Origin of the sequence: Mycobacterium sp., from assembly GCF_049673265.1 — a bacterium.
Taxonomy (GTDB): domain Bacteria; phylum Actinomycetota; class Actinomycetes; order Mycobacteriales; family Mycobacteriaceae; genus Mycobacterium.
This window is the reverse complement of record NZ_JBATXN010000674.1, coordinates 1-4,102: the sequence shown is the minus strand read 5'-3', so window position 1 is coordinate 4,102 and position 4,102 is coordinate 1. Positions and strand designations below refer to the sequence as shown.

The 4,102-nt window shown below is 64.5% G+C and carries 5 protein-coding genes; 1 reads left to right on the top strand and 4 read right to left on the bottom strand.

The window, feature by feature from the left end:
- The coding region (locus WBF82_RS22955) for a DUF222 domain-containing protein (protein WP_424385231.1) at window positions 1-1,055 on the top strand (1,055 nt) is incomplete at its 5' end.
- Between the two features lie 148 nt (window positions 1,056-1,203).
- On the opposite strand, the gene WBF82_RS22950 is transcribed toward WBF82_RS22955, so the two are convergent.
- The 4 genes from WBF82_RS22950 to WBF82_RS22935 all read right to left on the bottom strand — a co-directional run.
- Window positions 1,204-2,151, bottom strand: a complete 948-nt coding sequence (locus WBF82_RS22950) for an LLM class flavin-dependent oxidoreductase (RefSeq protein WP_424385230.1) — start codon at window positions 2,149-2,151, stop codon at window positions 1,204-1,206.
- Complete coding sequence (locus tag WBF82_RS22945; protein ID WP_424385229.1) at window positions 2,152-2,619, bottom strand: VOC family protein; 468 nt, start codon at window positions 2,617-2,619, stop codon at window positions 2,152-2,154. It lies immediately after the preceding gene.
- Between the two features lie 17 nt (window positions 2,620-2,636).
- On the bottom strand, window positions 2,637-3,386 hold the full coding sequence (locus tag WBF82_RS22940; RefSeq protein ID WP_424385228.1) for an SDR family NAD(P)-dependent oxidoreductase: 750 nt from the start codon (window positions 3,384-3,386) through the stop codon (window positions 2,637-2,639).
- A partial coding sequence (locus WBF82_RS22935; protein WP_424385227.1) for an alkyl sulfatase dimerization domain-containing protein occupies window positions 3,383-4,102 on the bottom strand: 720 nt, incomplete at its 5' end. The genes WBF82_RS22935 and WBF82_RS22940, both read right to left, overlap by 4 nt.

The window sequence follows — 4,102 nt, the reverse complement described above, 5'->3', positions numbered from 1 at the left end:
GGAAGACCGGCTGCTCACCGGCAAACGCCCAGACGATCACCACGATCGCAAGCCGGCTAGCGGAGTTGCCGCGTTGCGCCCAGGGCATGCGGGAGGGTCGGCTGTCGGCCGATCAGGTCGGGGTCATCGCGGCGCGGGCCGGTGAGGGATCCGATGAGCATTACGCGGCGCTGGCGGCCTGCGCCACGGTCACGCAGCTGCGCACGGCGGTCAAGCTGGAACCGCGACCCGAGCCTGAACCTTCCCTAGAGCCCGAGCGCTCGTTCAGCGCGACCCCCACCGAGCAGGGCAGCTGTTATCGGATCAGACTTGGCCACCATGACGCCGCGAAGTTCGACGCCGCGTTGGCGTCTCATCGTGATGCGCTGATCGCCCAGTGGACACACGATCACGGCTCTGGCGAGGGTGACCCAGATCAGCGGCCCCCGTTGCCGAGCACCGCCGAGGCGTTTATGCGTCTGGTCGAGGCTGGCTGGGACGCCGAGGTCACCCGCCGCCCACACGGGCAACACACCACCGTGGTGGTGCACCTCGATGTTGAGCAGCGCGCTGCGGCCCTGCATCTGGGTGCGCTGCTGTCCGACGCCGAACGCCGATACCTGACCTGTGATGCCACCTGTGAAGTCTGGTTCCAACGACACGGCGAGCCCATTGGTGCCGGCCGGACGACCCGGCTGATCAATCGGCGGCTTCGCCGCGCGCTGGAGCATCGCGACCGCATGTGCGCGGTTCCTGGCTGTGGCGCCACCCGCGGTCTGCACGCCCACCATCTCCGGCATTGGGAAGACGGCGGCCCCACCGAGTTGGCCAACCTGGCGCTGCTATGCCCGTATCATCACCGGCTGCACCATCGCGGCGTCATCACCATCACCGGACCCCCAGACGCGCTCACCATCACCGACAACGCCGGCCGATCACTAAGCCCGGGATCGCTGGCGCGACCACCAACCAAACCCCCGCCCACGGTGGCGCCCTGCCCGGGACCTACCGGCGAGCGCGCCCACTGGTGGTGGTATCAACCCTTCCAACCCCAACCACCACCGACAAACAACTAGCCTGGTTGCCGGGGCGGTCACTACCGGCCATGTGTTGAAACTCAAACATGTTGGGGCATAAAGAACTTCGTTCCCACTATTGGCGTCTGTCGCGTCGTGGACACCGGAGTTGACAACCAAGCCCACACCGCCGCCGATGCTGACTCTCTCAAGTCAGCGCGGGCACGACCTTGTCGACGAGCAACTGGACCGACTTCCAGGCCTCATCGGCCGGCATGCCGCCGACCAGGGGATGCAGCACGATCGGCCCGTAGTTGTCGGCCTCGCGGACTTCGGCGATGAGCTGGTCGGGGGTGAGAAATCGGTAGCGCCCCGACGCCTTGACCTCGTCCAGCGTCTGAACCCCCGGTAGATGCATAAGCGAACGTTGGTCTTTCGACCATCCGCCGTAAGTGACTGCCTCCCAGAGGATGTGCTCACCAAGCTGAGCCCAGGCCTGGTCTGGATCTTCGTGCAAGTAGATCATTCCGCGGTTGACCGGACCGGGCATGATGACCAGCGGCGCAATCCCCGCCTCAGCGCACAGCTCGCGATAGTAGGCGGCGACATCCGGCAGATGGTCGGCCAGGCTGAGCGGCAACCGAAACCGCGCCGCGCGCCGCGCCGTGACTCGCGCGCCTCCCCCGACGTACAGCGGTGGATGCGGCCGCGTCCACGAACCGATCTCTGACCACACTGAGAGCATTCGCTCGATCAACTTGTCCATCAGGTTGCCGCGCTGGCTGAAATCGACACCGAGTCCGTCGTATTCAACGGCGCGATAGCCAAGGCCAATCGTGGTGTGCAATCGACCGCGACTCATGTTGTCGACCAGTGCAATGTCTTCGGCGAGGCGCACCGGGCTCCACAGCGGGCCGAGCGCACAATCCACGCTCGCGATCAGCGTCGAGGTCTGGGCAAGGAACATACCGGCCGCCATGATCGGGTTACAGCTCCACCCGTGCCCAGTCGCATGGTGCTCGTCGACGCTGACTGTGGTGATGCCCCGTGACTCGCCCCATTGCGCCAGTTCGAGTGCAGCACGGATCAGTTCGCTTTGCTTGCGTGGCTCTCCGTGCGGCGATGCGAAATTGAAGCGCAGCACCGTGAGCATCATCTACGATGCCGCCGACTGCAGGAAGGCCGGAAAGTCGGGAAACAGTGCGCGGTCGACGATCTCGATGCGGGTGCCGAACTCATCGATGTAGTAGGCGAACAACGCCAGATCCGGCGGCGACGTATCAGCGGTCGCTTCGAAGGTGAAACCGTTGGCCTCCAGCAGCCGTGCGCTCTCGGCAAGGTCGTCGGTGAAGTACCCGAGGTGATGGACCGAGTTTCCCGGCGCCGCAGTCCACGGACTCCTCCGCACCTGCTGGATCAGCTCCACGTGCGGGCTCTGCAGCGAGTAGACGAACGTCGAGGTGAGCTCGTGGGAACCGTTGGCGGTGCGGAACGGCAGCGTGTAGGTCAGCGGGTTGATCCACCGGTAGCCAGCCAGCGCGCTGAGTCGGGCCATCGCGGCCTCGAGATCGGGCACCACGATGCCCGTGTGGTAGTAATCCTCGGGTCGTAACGCGAATGCCATGGGACTCCTTTGAGATTTCAGACGCAGTCGGATGCGCCGTCGACAACGAACACCGCGCCGCTGGTGTACATGCTTTGCTCGGTGCACAGAAAAGCCACCGTCGGCGCTATCTCGCCTACTGATCCGAAGCGCCGCAACGGGATATGCGCCAACTCGGTCTCGACTAAATCTGCGGCGCTGTGCATTGGCGCGGTCATTGGTGTGTCGATCGTGCCGGGCGCAACGGCGTTCACCCGGATTCCCTTGCTAGCCCATTTGACGGCGAGATTTCTGGTGACATCGATGATGCCGGCCTTCGCCGCACCATAGCCGGGCACAAGCGGGACAGCTCGCAACGCTGACATCGATGCCAAATTCACTACGCTGGCGCCTCCGATGGCCGTCGACCCCCTCAGCGCTCGGTAGAGGCCCACCGTCAGGCGGTACGGACCGGTCAGGTTCAGCGCCACAGATGCCTCGAACCCATCCGGCTTCGACTCGTCAAGGCCGCCTGGGAAATTCGCGCCCGCGTTGTTGACCAGCACGTCAAGCCGGGTGAGGTTCTGCGCCAAGGCATCCACCGAGTCGTGGTTCGTCATCTGTACCTGGCGATAGGTCATGCCGGACAGATCGACCTCGTAGTCCGTCGCGGCCGGTTTGGTCCCGGTAATAGTGACCCGTGCCCCGGCGTCCCGAAATAGGACCGCCGTTGCATATCCGATCCCGCTGGTGCCGCCGGTGATCAGCGCCTGGGTGTCGGTGAAATCGAAACTGACTCGCGCTGTCATGAGTTTCTCGCGATTTGTTCGGTGAGCCAGGCTCTTTCCCAGAAGTTCGTGGTATCGGCCAACAGCTTTTCGTGGGCTTCCCGCAGCACGTCGCGCGCCGCTGGATGGTCTGCGGGGACCAGCTCGGCGAGGTGGATGGCGTGCAGTGGTCGGTCGGCACACAGATGTTCGCGCGCTCGTTGCAGCAGCGCGTCCGCACCGGCCAATTCGACCACGTCGGCGCTGACGGCGTCGAAACCCACCGGATAGAGCTCGGTCGTCGACCGGTGATGGAACCAGCCCGAGTAGTTCTCCCAGATGGCCCGCACATCCCAGGGGACTTTTCCATAGCCTTGGCCCACTTCGTATTCCGCCGGCAAAGTGACCTCTTCCATCAGGGCTCGGACATCTTTGCCGGCGTTCATCCCGGCGACGGTCTGGTCGTGAATGTAGGCGATGGCGTCGCGCAGCCGGGTCAGCTCGGCGTTGATGCGATCGACACCCGAGATCGGGTCGAAGTGGCCGGTCACCAACAACTCGGGTTGCAGATCGCGAACCCGCTCGACCGACGCGATGGCGGTCAACGCGTCGCGGTATCGGTCGCCGCGTAGCGTGACGAGGTTGGGGATCTGGCCGAGGAGTGGTCCGAAAGTGTGTCCGCACAGGCAGATCCGTTCATCCGGCAACCAAATCACCAGCGAGTCGCTGGTTTCGCCGCCCGGCACCGAGATCAACTC

Coding starts and splice junctions, on each gene's coding strand:
- WBF82_RS22945 (WP_424385229.1), bottom strand. CDS start 2,619: ATGGCATTCGCGTTACGACCCGAGGATTACTACCACACGGGCATCGTG.
- WBF82_RS22950 (WP_424385230.1), bottom strand. CDS start 2,151: ATGATGCTCACGGTGCTGCGCTTCAATTTCGCATCGCCGCACGGAGAG.
- WBF82_RS22940 (WP_424385228.1), bottom strand. CDS start 3,386: ATGACAGCGCGAGTCAGTTTCGATTTCACCGACACCCAGGCGCTGATC.